This window comes from Xanthomonas sp. SI, assembly GCF_014236855.1.
Taxonomy (GTDB): Bacteria; Pseudomonadota; Gammaproteobacteria; order Xanthomonadales; family Xanthomonadaceae; genus Xanthomonas_A.
Window position 1 is genome coordinate 1308277 of sequence record NZ_CP051261.1, and the last position, 15337, is coordinate 1323613.

The window sequence follows — 15337 nt, forward strand, 5'->3', positions numbered from 1 at the left end:
AATCGACAGGACACGTGGTCGGGGCGTTCGCGAAAGGTCTGCTGGAGGTCGGCGGTCGCGCGTAGGTTGCGGATTTCCCATCCGGGGCTGCAGGTATTGTGGTGTCGCGCGCGTCGCGGCGCCGGCGTCGGCACGTATCGGCGCATTGTTCGGCAGGCTGAGGAAGCGATACGGCAGCGGCAGGTTTTGCCCGTGCAGGAGTGCCTCTCCGTGCTGTTCGATGCGGACGAGTTCGGCGCGACCGGTGTCGCGCCGAACTTCTAGCCTCAGCGCTCCAGCGCCTGCAGATAGCGCTGCCGCCACACGCCGATGTCGTTCTTGCGCAAGTGCTCCATCATCGTCTGCCAGCGTTCGATGCGCTTGGCCTTGGGCAGCGAGGCAGCGGTGGCGATCGCATCGGCGACGCCGTCCAGGTCGTGCGGATTGACCAGCAGCGCTTCCTTCAGTTCGTCGGCGGCGCCGGCCAGCAGCGACAGCACCAGCACGCCGGGATTCTCCGGGTCCTGCGCGGCCACGTATTCCTTGGCCACCAGGTTCATGCCGTCGCGCAGCGGCGTCACCAGGCCGACCTGGGCGGCGCGGTAGAAGCCGGTCAGGGTGGCGTGGGTGAAGTTGCGGTTGACGTAGCGCAGCGGCGTCCAGTCCGGCTCGGCGTGGCCGCCGTTGATGTGCCCGGCGATCTGTTCGAGCTGGTTGCGCAGCTGCTTGTATTCGGTGACGTCGCCGCGCGAGACCGGCGCGATCTGCAGATAGGTCAGGCTGCCGCGCTGGTCCGGATGCCGCTCCAGGTAGCGCTCGAAGCCGAGGAAGCGTTCGGGCAGGCCCTTGGAGTAGTCCAGCCGGTCCACGCCGATCGCCAGTTGGCGATCGCGCAGGCTGCTGCGCAGGTCGCGCACCGCCGGCTTGGCCACCGCCGCGCGCGCCTGTTGCGCGATCAGTTCGGTGTCGATGCCGATCGGGAATTTCTCGGCGCGGAAGCGGCGCCCGCCGGGCGCCTCCAGCACGCCGGCCTTGATCACCTTGCCGCCGCCGAACAGGCGCACGTAGGCCTGGAAGCGGTCCACGTCGCGCTGGGTCTGGAAGCCGACCAGGTCGTAGGCGTAGAAGCCGGAGAACAGCCGCGCATGGTCGGGCAGGGCCTGGATCAGGTCGGCCGAGGGGAATGGCACGTGCAGGAAGAAGCCGATGCGGCAGCCGATGCCGCGCTCGCGCAGCAGCGAGGCCAGCGGGATCAGGTGGTAGTCGTGGATCCACACCGTGTCGTCTTCGCGCAGCAGCGGCGCCAGCTTCTCGGCGAACATCGCGTTGACCCGGCGGTAGCCCTCGCGGGTGGCGCGGTCGTAGTCGACCAGGTCCAGGCGGAAATGCAGCAGCGGCCACAGCGTGCGGTTGGCGAAGCCGTTGTAGTACGCGTCCAGGTCGGCGCGGTTGAGGTCCATGGTGACGAAGCGGATGTCGCCCTGTGTCTGCTCGTGCATCGCGCCGCTGTCGCCGCGCACGGTCTTGCCGCTCCAGCCGAACCACACCCCGCCGCGTTCCTTCAACGCGGCGAGCAAGCCCACCGCCAGGCCGCCGGCGCGGTTCTCGCCGGGCAGCGCCACGCGGTTGGATACCACTACGAGTCTGCTCATGAAGCCTCCTGCCAGCTGCGCGACAATCGCATCGCGGCGATGATCAACCCGACATGCGAGTAGGTCTGCGGGAAATTGCCCCAGGCCTCGCCGTTGTCGAAGGCTAGATCCTCCGACAGCAAGCCCAGGTGATTGCGGCGCGCGAGGATGCGCTCGAACAGCTCGCGCGCTTCGTCCTTGCGCCCGATCGCGGCGAGCGCGTCGATGTACCAGAACGTACAGATGGTGAAGCTGGTTTCCGGCGCGCCGAAATCGTCCGGCGCCACGTAGCGGTACAGCGCGTCGCCGTGCTTGAGGTCGCGGCCGATCGCCTCGACCGTGGCGACGAAGCGCGGATCGTCCGGGGCCATGAAGCCGATGTCGGCCAGCAACAGCAGCGAGGCGTCCAGGCGATGGCCGTTGAAAGTGTCGGTGAAGTGGCCGCGCTCGGCGCTCCACGACTCGGCCAGCACCCGCGCGTGGATGCGGTCGGCGCGTTCGCGCCAGTACGCGACGCGCGCGTCCAGGCCCAGCCGCGCGGCGATCTTGGCCAGGCGGTCGCAGGCGGCCCAGCACATCGCGCTGGTGTAGGTGTGCACCTCGGCGCGGCCGCGGAATTCCCACAGCCCGGCGTCGGGGACGTCGTGCAGCGCGAACGCGTGCTCGCCCAGCGGCTCCAGGCGCAGGAAGGTGTCCTTGTCGCCGGGATCCTTCAGGCGCAGGTCGAAGAACAGTTGCGTGGACGCCAGCACCACGCTGCCGTACACGTCGTGCTGCTTCTGGATCCAGGCCAGGTTGCCGCGCCGCACCGGGCCCATGCCGCGGTAGCCGGCCAGCGACGGCACTTCGTGTTCTTCCAGCGCCGCCTCGAAGCCGATGCCGTACAGCGGCTGCAGGCTGCCGTCGGTGGTGGCGATGTTGAAGATGTAGCCGAGGAACTGCTCCATGGTGCGGGTGGCGCCGAGCCGGTTCAGCGCGCGCACCACGAACGCGGCGTCGCGCAGCCAGCAATAGCGGTAGTCCCAATTGCGCGGGGTGTCCGGCGCTTCGGGGATGGAGGTGGTCATCGCCGCGATGATCGCGCCGCTGTCCTCGTACTGGCACAGCTTGAGGGTGATCGCGCTGCGGATCACCGCGTCCTGCCAGTCCAGCGGCACCGACAGGTAGCGCACCCACTCGCGCCAGTATTCCTCGGTGCGTTCCTGCGCTTCCTGGATGTAGCCGGTCAGCGAGCGGGTCAGCGATTCGTCCACGCCGAGCATCAGGTTGACCGGGTGGCTGAGCACGAACGGCAGTTCGTCGCGGATGAAGCGCACCGGCACGTCGGTGGTCAGGCGCAGGGTGAAATCGGGCAGCAGCCAGCGCACGTGGTTGCTGCCCCAGGTGCTTTCCGGCTTGCGCGCGCCCCAGTCGGCCAGCGGCCGCGCCAGCACGCGGATGCGCGGGTTGCCGGACAGCGGCCGCACCTGGCGGATGATGCTGACCGGCCGGTAGAAGCGGCCGTTGTTGCGCCAGCGCGGCGCGAAGTCGATCACTTCCACCGCGCCGCCGTGCGCGTCGCGCAGCACGGTGCGCAGGATCGCGGTGTTGGCCAGGTAGTGCTGCTCGCTGTCGGCGAAATCTTCCAGTTCGATGCTGAAATCGCCGCCGTCGTGGTCGCGCGGCGACAGCAGCGCGCAGAACGCCGGGTCGCCGTCGAACGCCGGCAGGCAACTCCACACCACGCGGGCCTGCTTGTCGACCAGCGCGCCGAAACTGCCATTGCCGATCACGCCGAGGTCGAGAGTGGGGGAGCTCATGGAGGAAGCGGATCCTTGTGCGCGGTCGGGGAGGGGGCGAAGCGGGGCGTTGCCGCTGGGCGCGGTGCTCATGCGGCGTTGTCGCGCAACCAGGCGTGTACGCCGCGCGGATCGGGCAAGGCGTACGTCGCCACGCTGTGTTCGCGCGTACCGACCAGCACGCTCCAGCCGCCGGCGGCATTGGCCGCGGCGAAGCCGAACTCGTCGGTGAGGTCGTCGCCGACGAACACCGGGCGGCGGCCCTGGAACGGCGGCTGCCGCAGCAGCGCGGTCAGCGCCAGGCCCTTGTCGCTGCCCTCGGGCACGAACTCGACCACGTGGTCGCCGGGCTGCAGGCGGTAGCCGGGCAGCGCCTCGATCTGTGACTGGGCGAAGGCCAAGACCTGCGCGCCGGCTTCCGGCGCGGCGCGCCAGTGCAATGCCAGGCTGGCGCCCTTGTCTTCGACCAGTACGCCGGGATGCGCCTGGCGCAGGTGCGCGGCGCGTTGGTGCAGGCCGTGCAGCCATTGCGAGGTGTCGGCCGGCATCGCCGCGCGGGCGTTCACGTCGCTGCGCAGTTCATGGCCGTGCAGGCCGGCGGCCGGCAGGCGCAGGGGCGCGAACAGCGCGTCCAACTGCGCAAGCGGACGGCCGCTGACCAGCGCCAGCGCGCCATGCAGGCGGTCGCTGATGCGGCCGATCGCCTCGCGCACCTCGGGCAGCAGGTGCACGCCGTCGGGACGATCGGCGAATTCGATGAGGGTGCCGTCCACGTCCAGGAACAATGCGCAGGCATCGTCCAGGCGCGGCGGCGGCGGTCGGAGGGGGAGCGCGTCTGCCATCCGTTCATGATGAACGAGACAGCGTTAGGGCCAGGTGGAGTGGCCGGGATTGGGGGAGTGGCAGGGGCGAACGCGTGCCCAACTCGTGCCGACCTTACAGGACGAAGAAGCGCACCCGCCCGCCGAACTCGAGGAGCAGGACTGCCTGGGCGTCATCCAGTCAGGCACCGACCAGGCTGCGACCGAAGCCAATCGCTATGACCACTGCTGAGACATCCGGCCTGGACATTCCCAAATGAGTTTCATGCGACCTGTGATGCCGTGCTTCCCGGCTTGGGCATAAATTGCACTTGGCAGGAAGACCGCTGCACGATTCCCAAATGAAGCGTCTGCGCACCCCGATCTTCGCTGCACTGCTAGCACCTGCATTCTGTGCGCTTCTCTAATGGCTTGTCGCTCGCTTTCAGCGACAGCCGATGTCTTCTGCTTCCAAGCCGGCATGCCACGCCTGGTGTGAGTGGCATGTCATACGCGATGGCCAGGCCGCAAGCGTCCATGCCGTCGCGCCAACCCGCAGCTCCTATCGGCTGCCTGCGGTCGTCTCCCGTCGTAGACAAATTGAAATTTCCGAGCCCGTTCCAATTGTTTGCAGAAGTGCCCGCTAGTAGCGTTTTTCCGCCGGCTTGGCTGTCGGTCTGGCCGCTGCATGGCCAAGTTGGATAGTGGCTAATTTATTCCAACTCGTAGAGGAAGGAGTTCTTATGAAATGGCAATTGACTGTCGCCTGTATGGTGTTGGGCCTCGGTATTTTTTTGGGCGATTCCGCCGCGTTGCAGGCGGCCCAGGTCGGCGATGGCGCCGCCGAGGATGTGGCCGCGCAGCTCAGCAGCAACTATAACGAGCAACAGAAAATCCTTCGAAAAAATGCTCCAGTGCATTCAGCGGCACAGCTTGCCGCGTACCTAGCTGCGCCCAAGGGCAGCGGTTCGCCGCTCGATTCGCTTTCTCCCGCAGCGCGTGCGCGTTTCGTCGACTCGCTCAAGTTCAACGAAGGCGGCGTCACGTCGTTCTACTACGCCGACATCGAGTCGGAGCTGACCGGCAGCCAGGCATACGCGCTGTTGTCGCTGTTCGGCTTGCAGGGGACGCTGCAATTCATGCCGAACATCCGGGTCGACAGCGACAGCGACCGGGAGATCATGCGCGCCTTCGGCAGCGGCACGCCGGGCATTCCGCTCCCTGAGGACCATAACGACTACTGGTGCAGCGGCCGCGCCACCTGCTCGCGCAATATCGGTTCAATTTGCACGGGTAACTGCTGATGCGATTTGCAGCATGCGTTGGTGCCGCCATCTTCTGGGTGGCGGTGCTTTTCGCGTCCGCTGTATCCGCTGCGCCTGGGGATGCGCCTGCCGATACGCTGTATGGGCAGTTGGCCGACTTGAACGCACAACTGCGTGGCGAGACCGGACAATCGCGCGGCGACGCGGTGGTGCGTCTCTATCGCCGGCTGACCGCCGATGTTCATCCGTGCTCTCAGGCGGCGGCTGGCGATTTCAACAACGATGATCTTTTCAGGGCAACGGCGTTCGCGGAACTGTATTCCCTCGATGTCGCCGACGTCGACGCACTGGGCTGCCTGTATCGCAAATTGGCGGCTGCCGGCGTTTCGACCAACTGGCATGCGCAAGCCTATGCTGGCGCACTGGCGACCGTCTCGCGCTATGCCGAAGCCAACGCACTGCGTCAGCGTGCCGCGGCGCCAGGCTTGCCGGTGTTGCCGCAGTTGAAGGTTTCTTGGGCCGATGCCCGCCAGGGCTGGCGCATGCTTTCGATACAGGATCGTCTGCATGCACAGGTGCAGGCATGGAATCCGGACGCCCACCGTGCGCATATCGTTGCCGTGGTCCATCCGGCTTGCGCCTTCTCGGTCCGTGCCTTGTCGGAGATTGAGCAGCGAGCGGAACTGCATTGGCTGCGCGACAACGTGTTGTTGGTCGTGCCGCCAGATGCATCGCTGCCACTCGACGGCATCCTTGCCTGGAACACGGCGCATCCGCGCCTGCCGATGCACCCAATGTACTTGCGTGCGGACTGGAAGGCCTTGGACAGTCTGGACACGCCGACCTTCTACGTGGTCCGCGACGGACAGGTGCTCGACTCCTTCGAGGGATGGCCGAACCCGGCAGGCGTGGCTGCGTTGCAGGCAGCCGTGTCGCGCTGACGGCGACACGGCTGGCAGCGCATCGCCTCCGCGGTTGCGGCAGCGGGCATCCGGAGCGGAAGCGAGCCTGGCCCTGAGGGCAGGGCCATCGGTTTGCTGGCGCCCCGGCGCTCACGTCGGCGCATTGCCCGCCGACGTGAGACGCGCTTGCGAATTCCCAATGCCGAATCCCACCTTCGTCAGAATGTGAACCGCACGCGCCCGTAGTAATACGCCCCATTGCTGCCGACCGGCGACAGCACGTCGTAGGGCAGGTTGCCGAAGTAATAGATGTCGGTGTTGGAGCGGTCGGAGTAGTTGTCGGTGAGGTTCTGCCCGCCCAGCGCCATGCTCCACTGCGCGGTGATGTGGTACTCGACCTCGGCGTCGAGCTGCCACTCGGCGCCGTAGGTCTGCCGCGGCACGTAGCCGCCGCCGAAGTCGAACACGCGGGTGGCGCTGCCGTAGCGGCTGACCCGGGTCTGCAGCGCCCAGCGGTCGTTGTTCCAGTTCACCGCGAACTGGGCGCGGGTGCGCGGCGCGGCGTCGGTCAGGGTGTTGCTCTCCTCCACGCCGAACAGCACGTAGTCCGGGTTCAGCGCCAGCAGCTGCGCCGGCGTGGCGACCACGTTCTTCAGCTCGGTCTTGGCGTAGCTCCAGGTGCCGGTCAACTGCAGTTGGCCGTCGCCCAGCGCCTGCCGCCAGTTGCTGACCAGTTCCGCGCCGCGGGTGCGGGTGTCGGCGGCGTTGACGAAGAAGCTGGCGCTCTGCAGGCCGGTGACGCCGAAGTTCTGCGCCACGAACGCGGTCAATGCATCGCCGCTGATGTCTTCGGACAGCGCGATGCGGTCGTCGATGTCGATCTGGAACAGGTCCAGCGACAGGTCGAAGTGCGGACCGATGCGGCTGGTGAAGCCCAGGCTGTAGTTGACCGACTTCTCCGGCTTCAGTTCCTTCGCGCCCAGCGCCTGCGCGATCGGATTGTTGACCGATAGCAGTCGGCCCTGCAGCAGCTGCCCGGCCGCGTCGTAGCCGCTGGAGGTGGCTTCGTAGCCGATCTGGCTCAGCGACGGGGCGTGGAAGTTGTTGGAGATCGCGCCGCGCAGCGCGAACGCGGGGACGAACTCGTAGCGCGCGGCCAGCTTGCCGGTCAGTTCGCCGCCGAAATCCTGGTAGTGCTCGTAGCGTGCGGCCAGGTCGGTGGAGAACTTGTCGCCGAACTGGCTGGACACGCTGGCGTAGGCGCTGGCGACGTTGCGCGACAGGTCGGCCGCGTCCTGCGGGGTCAGCCCGCCGCCGGCCTGGGCGCCGGTGGGACGATCGGTGAAGGCGCCGGCGGCATAGCTGGCCGGGTCGCCGGGACGGGTACGGTAGTGCTCGCGGCGCAATTCCACGCCGCTGCCGACGGTGTGGGTGGCGCCGGCGGCGTCGAAGCTGCGGCTCAGGTCGAGGTTGGCCACGCTCTGTTCGAAGGCGTAGTCGCCGGTCTTGAAGCGGGTCGGGCTGCCCGGGCCGAGCGAGGCGTTGAGCGAATTCTTCAACCGGTAGGTGAAGTCGTTGCGGCCGTAGTCGAAACTCGCGTCGTAGGCCCACTCGCCCCATTGCCCGCGCGCGCCGGCCACGCTCTGGATGTCGCGGTTCTCGCCTAGCGACACCGGGCGGTAGCCGTTCGGGTAGACCTCGGTCCAGTTGGCGTCGCTGTCGGGATAGCGGAAGTAGTTGGCGCCCTGCGTGTCGCGCTGGTTGTAGGTGCCGAAGAAGTAGAACTCGCTGCTCTGGCCGAACGGCAGCTTGCCGTTGATCCAGGCGTTGAGGTCCTTGCTGGCGCCGTCGCCGAGCACGTAGTTGCGCTTGCCGGCCAGGGCCAGGTTGGCCGGCGTCTGCGCCTCGAACGGCGGGATCTGGTCGTAGCCGGCGCGGTTGGTGCCCTCGCGGTTCTTCAGTTCCAGGCCGACCTTGAAGAAGCCGCCGTCGTCGCCCAGGCGGGTGCCGACCTTGGCGCTGGCGTAGCCGGTCTGGCCGTCGGTGACGGTGCGGTCGATCGGCTTCACGTCGGTGTGGTTGGCGCCGAAGCTGGCTTCCAGCGCGCCGCTGTCCGGATCGTCGTCGAGAATCACGTTGATCACCCCGGCCACCGCATCCGAACCGTACTGCGCGCCGGCGCCGTCGCGCAGCACTTCGATGCGCTTGATCGCGCTGATCGGGATCGAGTTGAAGTCCACCGGGGTGGTGCCCTTGCCGATCTTGCTATCGGTGTTGACCAGCGCCGAGGTGTGGCGGCGCTTGCCGTTGACCAGCACCAGCACCTGGTCGGGCGAGAGCCCGCGCAGCTGTGCGGCGCGGATGTGGTCGGCGCCGCCGGAGTTGGACTGGCGCGGGAAGTTGAACGACGGCAGCAGCGCCTGCAGCGCGCTGCCCAGTTCGCCGTTGACCACGCCGGCCTTGCGGATGTCCTCGGCGCTGAGCACGTCCACCGGCGCGGTGGACTCGAGCACGGTGCGGCCGCTGGCGCGGGTACCGGTGACGATCACCGTGTCCAGGTTGGTCGCGGTGCTGGGATCGGCTTGCTGGGCCAGGGCGGGGGCCGACAGGGCCAGGGCGATGGCCAGGCTCAGCGGGCGGGCGAACGGATACGACATGGGGGGGCTCTCTCCTGCGGTGACGCAAAGACCGCTGCAGCGGTCGTCCGTGCCGCGCAGGCGGAATACAATTCGGGTACATCCATCCGGATGAAGCGATATATTATCTTATCGTTAACGCGGCGGCGAGCCGTCCGTGCCACCGCGTTCGGCATGAGCTGATGCCCGGCGGTTATCGGGCGCACGTTGCCGCGGTCGCCTACCATCGCGTCCTTCCGTTCCGCTTCCGAGACTTGCCGATGCTGCTGCGTGCCCCCTTGCTTGCCGTGTTCCTGGCCCTGACCGCCTGCGCCAGCGTGGCGCCGTCCGCTTCCACCGCGCCGGCCAAGGTCGCTGCCGCCATGCAGGGCGATGCCGCGCGGCCGGCGCAGGCCAGCGGCTGGGTGCGCAGCGAGCTGTACTTCGGGGTCGGCGAGGAGAGCGGCCCAGCCGATCGCCCGCAGGCCGAGCCGATCAGCGAGGCGCAATGGCGCGCGTTCCTGGACAAGCAGGTCACGCCGCGTTTCCCCGATGGCCTGACCGTGTTCGACGCCTACGGGCAGTGGCTGTTCCGCGGCGCCAAGGAGCCGAACCGGCTCAGCACCAAGGTGCTGGTGATCCTGCACGAGGACACCCCGCAGCGCCGCGCCGACATCGAGGCGATCCGGCTGGCGTGGAAGCAGGCGACCGGGCACCAGTCGGTGCTGTGGGCGCGGTCGCCGGTGGAGGTGTCGTTTTGAAGCCGGGATTCGCGAGTTGGGATTGGGGATTCGGAACAGCGGGGCGGTGACGTTTTCGATCCGCCGGGACGATCTGTCTGGTGAGGTGGTGCGTGCGTTGCTCGCGTATCACCTGCAGCAGATGCATGCGCAGTCGCCGCCGGGCAGCGTGTATGCGCTGGACCTGTCCGGATTGCAGCGTCCGGATGTGACCGTGTGGAGCGTCTGGCGCGGCGAGGCGTTGGCCGCGGTCGGTGCGTTGCGCGTGCTCGACGACGGCGGTGGCGAACTCAAGTCGATGCGCACCCATCCGGATTTCCTGCGCCAGGGCGCGGCCGCGGCGCTGCTGGAGCACATCGTGGCCGCCGCACGCGCTGCCGGCCTGCACCGGCTGAGCCTGGAGACCGGCAGCGGCGCGGCGTTCGAGGCGGCGCAGGGCCTGTACCGGCGACGCGGCTTCCGCAATGGACCGGCGTTCGCCGATTACGTGCCGAGCGCGTTCAACCAGTTCCTGCATCTGACGCTGTAGCCGCGTCGCACGCGCGCAGGCCGGGATGCTGCATCCCTGTTCGCGCGCCAATCCGCAAGCGCCGCTTCCATTACCATCCATCGATCCCTCACCAAGCCATCGCCCGCATGCCCAGCAACGCTCCTGTTTCGTCGCGCCCGCGCTGGTTCGTCGCCGGCGACCTCAACGGTTTCTTCGGCCTGGTGGTCGACAACCTGTCGATCCTCGGCTTCATCACCCTGGCCTTGGTCGGCCTGTTCCAATTCCCGGCCGAGGTGATCTATACGCGGATGATTCCCGGCACCGCGTTCGGCGTGCTGATCGGCAACCTGCTCTACACCTGGATGGCGCGCCGGCTGGCCGCGCGCAGCGGGCGCAGCGACGTCACCGCGATGCCGCTGGGCCTGGACGCGCCGACCAGCATCGGCATGGCGCTGCTGGTGCTCGGCCCGGCGTTCGTGCGCTACAAGCAGCAGGGCCTGGACCCGCAGGCCGCGGCGCTCGCCACCTGGCATCTGGGCATGGCCGCGCTGGTGGTGATGGGCCTGCTGAAGACCGTGCTGTCGTTCTTCGGCGACGCGGTGACCCGCGCGCTGCCGCGGGCGGCGCTGCTCGGCTCGATCGCCGGCATCGCGCTGGTGCTGATGGGCTTCCTGCCGCTGCTGGAAACGCTGCGCGCGCCACTGGTCGGGCTGGTGGTGCTGGGCCTGCTGCTGTACGTGCTGATCGCCAAGGGCCGGCTGCCGTACGGCCTGCCGGGCGTGCCGCTGGCGCTGGTGCTGGGCACCGCGCTGTACTACTGGTCGAACGCGGCCGGTTTCGGCATTCCCGGCTATCAAGCGCCGCAGTGGGTGGCGCCGCAACTGGTGTTGCCGTGGCCGAGCCTGGGGTTCGTCGCCGGCCTGGCCGATACCGTGCCGTTGCTGCCGCTGTTGCTGCCGTTCGGACTGCTGATGGTGGTGGGCGGCATCAACGTCAGCGAAAGCGCGCGTGCCGCCGGCGACGACTACCGCACCCGCGACATCCTGCTGGTCGAAGCCTGCTCGACCCTCGTCGCCGGCGTCTGCGGCGGCGTCGCCCAGACCACGCCCTACATCGGCCAGCCGGCGTACAAGCACATGGGCGCGCGCAGCGGCTACACGCTGCTGACCGGGCTGTTCATCGGCCTGGGCGGCATGCTCGGGCTGGTCGCCGGGCTGGTGCAGTGGCTGCCGCTGGCGGTGCTGGCGCCGATCATCGTGTACGTGGCCATCGACATCACCACCCAGGCGTTCCAGGCCACGCCCAAGCGCCATGCCGGGGCGATGGTGCTGGGCTTCCTGCCGTCGGTGGCCTATCTGCTGGCGATCAAGGCGCCGGGCTGGATCCCGGCGGACAAGCTGGCCGCGCTGACCACCACGCTCGACGGCCATGGGCTGCCGGAACTGGCGGTGATCTTCACCCTGGGCAACGGCTTCATCATCACCGCGATGCTGTGGACCGCGGCGGTGGCGGCGATGGTCGATGGGCGCCTGCGCCGCGCGGCGGTGTTCCTGCTGGTGGCGGCCGCGCTGACGTTGTTCGGGCTGATCCATTCGGTGGATCCGCGCGGCGGCATCTACCTGCCGTGGACGCTGAGCGGCCTGCCCAAGCTGATCGCCTGGCAGTTCGTCGGCGGCTACGTGGCGCTGGCCGCACTGCTCGGCCTGCTGTCGCTGCAGAAGCCGCGCGCGGTGCTGGTGGACTGAGCGTTCCGCGACCGGCATGCTCGTCCACCCAAACGCAACAAGGACGTCGCCCATGACCCCACGATTCCATTCCCTGGTTGGCCTTGCCCTGGCGACCCTGCTGCTGGTGCCGGCCGCGTCGGCCGCCTCGTTCGATTGCGCCAAGGCGGCCAGTCCGATCGAGCGTCTGCTGTGCAGCGATGCGACCCTGGGCCACCAGGACGAGCAGCTGGCCAACGGCTACGCCGCGCTGCTGGAGAGCGCGCCGCGCGCCGAGGTCGCATCGCTGCGCAGCGCGCAGCGCGCCTGGCTCACGCAGCGCAACGCGTGCCTGCAGCAGGCGCGGCCGGCGGCCTGTGTGCAGCGCGCCCTGCAAGTGCGGATGCAGCAGTTCGACACACAGACCGCCGCACAGGCGGCACGCCTGGACCGCATCGTCGCCGGTATCCCGGCCGCACCGGGGGCCGCCGCCGCGCAGCTGCGCGACTACGACGGCGGGCTGGCCTCGGCATGGCTGGTGTACCTGCAGCGCTTCGAGCCCGGCGCCGGTGTGAGTGCCGATGAAGCGCGCAAACGCTATGCCAGTGCCGCCGCCGCGTTGCGCGCACAGGACGATTTTGCCGCATCGCTGCTGGACGATATCCGCAAGGATCCCAAGGAACCGGCGGGCAAGGCCGAGTTGATTCTGCTGCGCAACTGGATCGAACTCAGCGGCTACGACGGGCTGTCGCGGCCGTACGTGCATTGCTTCGTATTCGTACGCCAGGGCGAACTGGCTTACGCGGCGATGGGGCCGTTGTACGGCTCCACCCGCGACGGCAGCGCGCCGCTGTGCGCGCCACAGGGCGGCCTGTTCGATCTGCCGGCCTGGAAGCAGTTGCAGGCGGCGTTCGAGCCGGCGATCGGCAATGCCTCGCAGAACGCCGGCACCATTCGCTTCGCCAGCTATGCGGCGTGGAGCGTGCAGGAGCTGCGTGCGACGCTGTCGCCGCTGGATTTCCTGCAGGCCTCGAAGGTGCCGTTGGCGGCCGATCCGGCGCCGGCCATCGGCGCCATCCACGACGACAAGCTGTGGCCGTCCGCTGCGCGCAAGGCCGCACTGGCGGCATTGCCGGCCGCGCGCGCCGCGACCGCGGCGTGGCTGCGGCAGCACAAGGGGCTGCCGCCCAAACAAGCCGATGCCGTCGCCGCAGCGATCGTCGCCGACTGGGCCGGCTCGCGGCTGGCATTCATCGACGAAAGTACGCAGGAGCAGTAGCGTGCAGGCAGCGACGGGTGTGTGCGCAGCGGTCGGCCGACACGGCGCCGCTGACGTCGCTGCGCCGGGCCTGGCTTAACGCAGCCGCACTCGCTGCGGAACCTCGGCGGCTGCGGCGGGTCACAGCCCTGTGTTCCCGACGAGACCTGGATGCCGATGCAAACCCAACAATCGCGCTGGCCATGGGTGCTGGTGGCGTTCGCGGTGCTGGCCGCCGCGGCGTGGCTGTTCCGCGACAATCTGCGCGGCCTGATCCCGCCTTCAGCGCCATCGGCCACGGCCACGGCGCCGGCTCCTGCACCAAGCGCGGCGCCGCCCGCGCCGTTGGCGGCACCGGCAGCATCGCCGCCGCCGATCCAGCATCCGATCGATCCCGCCCTCGCGGCCGATGCGGCGATCCCGGCGCTGGCCGACAGCGACGCGGCGGCGTGGGCCGAGTTGGTGACGCTGGCCGGCAGCGACGCACCGCTGGCGCTGTTGATCCGCGACCATCTGATCCAGCGCGCGGTGACGATGATCGACAACCTGCCGCAGCGCCGCGTCGCTGCGCGGACCCTGGCGCTGAAGCCGGTGCCTGGGCAACTGCAGATCAGCACCGATGCCGCCGGCACCAGCGCCATCGCCGAGGCCAACGCGCAACGCTACGTCCCGTACGTGCAGGCCTTCACCCAAGCCGATGCCGGCGCGATGGTGGCCGCGTACCGGCGCTTCTATCCCTTGTTCCAGCAGGCGTATGTGGAGCTGGGCTATCCCAAGGGCTATTTCAACGACCGCCTGGTGCAGGTGATCGACCATCTGCTGCAGGCGCCGGTGCCGGCGGCGCCGCCGGCGGTGATCGCCGATGCGCGCACCGGCAAGTACCGTTTCGTCAATCCGGCGCTGGAGTCGCTGTCGGTCGGACAGAAGGCGCTGCTGCGCCTGGGGCCGACGCAGGCCGAGGCGGTGCGCAAGCAACTGCAGGCGATTCGCGCGGCGTTGGTGCGGACCTGAGGGCCATCCTGGCGGGTTTCGGTGTCGTCGTTGTGGATTGCCGCAGGAATCATGTGGGAGCGACTTCAGTCGCGATGGGCTTTACCGGTAACGCCCGTCGCGATTGAAGTCGCTCCCACAACAGACATCATGCTGGTGCTCGGCCCGAATGCAGATTCCCTGATCCGCTAGGCACGCCTGCAGCAGCAAATCATCAGCCATCCAACTCCGGATAACGCCGGAAAATCCCGTTGTCGTTGAACGGCAGGCGCCGCTCCGACGCCAGATACGCGGCGATGGCCGGACGCTCGGACACGCGCTGCTGCAGCGCGCGCAGTTGCGGCAGCTTCGGCGAGAGCTTCTTCATCGCGCTGGGGAACGCGTAGTCCAGTCCGCTCATCAGCTGGAACAGCGACAGGTCCACGTAGGAATGCTCGCGCAATGCATGGCGCCCGCCGCCCTGGCTCATGACCTGTTCGAAATAGCCGAGGAACTTGGGCAGTCGCTGCCTGCGCAGGTCCTCTGCGCGGCGCCGCGCCTCCGGCTTCTGGTCTTCGTAGTACAGCGCGCTGCCGATGGGATGGTGGCTGTCGTGGATCTCGGTCACCAGGTCGGCGATGGTCAGCTGCAATTGCAGCGCCTGCATGCGTCGCGACTCGCTGTCCGGCACCAGCCCCAGCGAGGGACCCAGGTAGTGCAGGATGTTGGCGACCTGCGCGATCACCAGCCGCCCGGCCTTCAGAAACGGCGGCGCGAACGGCCGCGCGCCCGGCTGCTCGCCGTCGAGAAAGGGCTGCAGGACTGCGTCGCCTTCCTCGCGGGCGACGTCGCGGTAGGCCGCGCCGGCATCCTCCAGCGCCAGTCGCACGAACTCGCCGCGGCCCTGGATGCCGGTCCAGTAGTAGAGGTCGTAGTGCATTGCGGCTCCTGTGCGGGAAGGTTCGAACGCCGAGGGTAGGGGCTGTAGCGGTAGCGGCGTGTGACCGTGCGGCGACTGGCGCAGGGAACCGTGCGCTGCAAGGCGCTGTGCGGACAGCGGCCCGGCAGGGCGCGCGCATCGCGGCCGTCGCAGCGCCTGGCGTGGAACCCTTCGTCGGGCGGCGCAGGTGTATACAGACATCCCCGCAGCCTTGAAACATGCCGCGCCAACCGCATTTGACTAGCATGCCGGCGCGGCCGGCCCCCC

General features: G+C 68.5%; 12 protein-coding genes. 7 read left to right on the plus strand and 5 right to left on the minus strand.

The features are described 5' to 3' along the window. Window positions 1–266 precede the first annotated feature (266 nt). The 3 genes from otsA to otsB form a co-directional block, all read right to left on the minus strand. Complete coding sequence (otsA, locus tag HEP75_RS05545) at window positions 267–1631, minus strand: alpha,alpha-trehalose-phosphate synthase (UDP-forming) (protein ID WP_185825726.1); 1365 nt, start codon at window positions 1629–1631, stop codon at window positions 267–269. Then, window positions 1628–3409: a glycoside hydrolase family 15 protein gene (locus HEP75_RS05550; RefSeq protein ID WP_185825727.1), complete on the minus strand. Its 1782-nt coding sequence runs from the start codon at window positions 3407–3409 to the stop codon at window positions 1628–1630. The genes otsA and HEP75_RS05550 overlap by 4 nt, the downstream gene beginning before the upstream one ends. A gap of 68 nt (window positions 3410–3477) precedes the next feature. After that, entirely contained in the window at window positions 3478–4230 is a 753-nt protein-coding gene (gene otsB, locus HEP75_RS05555) for a trehalose-phosphatase (RefSeq protein ID WP_185825728.1), read from the minus strand. A 701-nt stretch (window positions 4231–4931) separates the two neighbouring features. Here otsB and HEP75_RS05560 point away from each other — a divergent pair. Together HEP75_RS05560 and HEP75_RS05565 are read left to right on the plus strand one after the other, a co-directional pair. Then, on the plus strand, window positions 4932–5492 hold the full coding sequence (locus HEP75_RS05560) for a hypothetical protein (RefSeq protein WP_185825729.1): 561 nt from the start codon (window positions 4932–4934) through the stop codon (window positions 5490–5492). A 119-nt stretch (window positions 5493–5611) separates the two neighbouring features. Next, window positions 5612–6394 carry a hypothetical protein gene (locus HEP75_RS05565; RefSeq protein WP_185825730.1) on the plus strand — a complete coding sequence of 261 codons (783 nt, stop codon included), beginning with the start codon at window positions 5612–5614 and terminating at the stop codon, window positions 6392–6394. A 179-nt stretch (window positions 6395–6573) separates the two neighbouring features. Here the strand turns inward: HEP75_RS05565 and HEP75_RS05570 are convergent, their stop codons facing one another. Then, complete coding sequence (locus tag HEP75_RS05570) at window positions 6574–9012, minus strand: TonB-dependent receptor (RefSeq protein ID WP_185825731.1); 2439 nt, start codon at window positions 9010–9012, stop codon at window positions 6574–6576. A gap of 239 nt (window positions 9013–9251) precedes the next feature. Here HEP75_RS05570 and HEP75_RS05575 point away from each other — a divergent pair, with 239 nt between their 5' ends. The 5 genes from HEP75_RS05575 to HEP75_RS05595 all read left to right on the plus strand — a co-directional run bounded on the left by HEP75_RS05575 (window position 9252) and on the right by HEP75_RS05595 (window position 14172). Further along, the gene (locus HEP75_RS05575; protein ID WP_185815530.1) at window positions 9252–9731 is read left to right on the plus strand and encodes a DUF3574 domain-containing protein; all 480 of its coding nucleotides are present in this window, start codon (window positions 9252–9254) and stop codon (window positions 9729–9731) included. 46 nt (window positions 9732–9777) lie between these two features. Beyond that, a complete protein-coding gene (locus tag HEP75_RS05580; protein ID WP_255424009.1) occupies window positions 9778–10239 on the plus strand; it encodes a GNAT family N-acetyltransferase in 462 nt (153 codons plus the stop codon). A 107-nt stretch (window positions 10240–10346) separates the two neighbouring features. Then, window positions 10347–11945 carry a hypothetical protein gene (locus HEP75_RS05585; RefSeq protein ID WP_185825732.1) on the plus strand — a complete coding sequence of 533 codons (1599 nt, stop codon included), beginning with the start codon at window positions 10347–10349 and terminating at the stop codon, window positions 11943–11945. 52 nt (window positions 11946–11997) lie between these two features. After that, on the plus strand, window positions 11998–13182 hold the full coding sequence (locus tag HEP75_RS05590; RefSeq protein WP_185825733.1) for a lysozyme inhibitor LprI family protein: 1185 nt from the start codon (window positions 11998–12000) through the stop codon (window positions 13180–13182). A gap of 156 nt (window positions 13183–13338) precedes the next feature. Further along, complete coding sequence (locus HEP75_RS05595; protein WP_185825734.1) at window positions 13339–14172, plus strand: DUF3014 domain-containing protein; 834 nt, start codon at window positions 13339–13341, stop codon at window positions 14170–14172. A 193-nt stretch (window positions 14173–14365) separates the two neighbouring features. On the opposite strand, the gene HEP75_RS05600 is transcribed toward HEP75_RS05595, so the two are convergent. Next, window positions 14366–15070, minus strand: coding sequence for a glutathione S-transferase (locus HEP75_RS05600; RefSeq protein ID WP_185815534.1), 705 nt, complete (start codon window positions 15068–15070; stop codon window positions 14366–14368). Window positions 15071–15337: the final 267 nt, after the last annotated feature.